The following is a 1,149-nucleotide window of genomic DNA, read 5'->3' on the forward strand; positions in this document are numbered from 1 at the left end:
GTGGACGCAGGCGTGATGATGAGTACAGATATGACCACGATGACGATGAGGAAGCGCTGGATGACCAACCCGTTCTGAAGCAGCGTGCTCGTTATGATGACGAAGACGATATTCTGCTTGCCGCACCGGCCGCCGAAGAGGATGAAAACGATCCTCTGCTAAGTAAGCCCGCGTCAGTACCGGCTGCGCCAGCGACGACGACAGGCCCGGCAGTTTCTGCTCCTGCAGCAGCGTCAACAGTCGCTCAGCAGCAGCCGGAAGCAGCTATGCAGGCTTCCACACCGCCTGTTGCGGCAGAGCCAGAACTTTATCGCTTCGAGATGCCAGAGGAAACGCCTGCGCCATCCGTTCCTGTTTCTGAAGAGGACGACGCTCCTCGCATGGGTAATTGGCGGGAAGCCGATACGTCGCCTTTCGATTTTTCTACGTCACAACCGGAGCAGGTAGCGCAAAATCTGGCCAGTGCCGCGCAGGTCGCGGCCACCGCTTCCACAGCGTTTATGCCGGGCTTCAGTGCTACCAGCGAGGCTGCTCCTGCTAATCCTCAGGTCAAGCAGGGTATTGGCCCCGCTTTACCGCGACCGAATCCGGTTAAATTACCGACTCGTCGTGAACTGGCTTCTTACGGCATCAAGCTGCCTTCACAGCGCATAGCTGAGGAAAAAGCGAAAGAAGAAGAGCAACGCTTACAGACAACTCCGCCGACTGAAGCCGAAGAGCAGAGGCAGGACGAGATCGCTCTGCACGACGCTTTTGCCGCTCAGCAGCAGGCGCGGTACCTTGAGAGTGATGCTGCAATGGACAGCGGTTCCGCAACAGAAAATGTCGCGGAGGACGAGGAAGAGGCGCGCCATCAGGCCGAGCTTGCTCGTCAGTTTGCCGGACAGCAAAACCAGCGTTACGGCCAGCCGCAGGCGAACGAGTCCGCTTCTCCATTGAACACCGGCGGCGCATTTGATTTTTCACCGGCGGACGATCTGGTGGAAGACGCGCCTGGCGACCCCCTGTTTACGCTGCCGCCTGAAAATCAACAAAACCGGCCTGCTGCCCAGTGGCAACAGCACAGCCAGCCGCAGGAACCGGTAAAACAGTCTGCGCCAACCTGGCAGCCTGCGGCTCAGGAACCGGCCCAACCGGCTGCGCCAACCT

At 59.2% G+C, this 1,149-nt stretch carries 1 pseudogene; it reads left to right on the forward strand.

Going from position 1 to position 1,149, the window contains the following annotated elements:
- A pseudogene (locus tag RTK32_RS08280) lies at positions 1-1,149 on the forward strand (cell division protein FtsK); the annotation flags it as partial.

Origin of the sequence: Erwinia sp. (assembly GCF_031978025.1) — a bacterium.
Classification (GTDB): domain Bacteria; phylum Pseudomonadota; class Gammaproteobacteria; order Enterobacterales; family Enterobacteriaceae; genus Erwinia.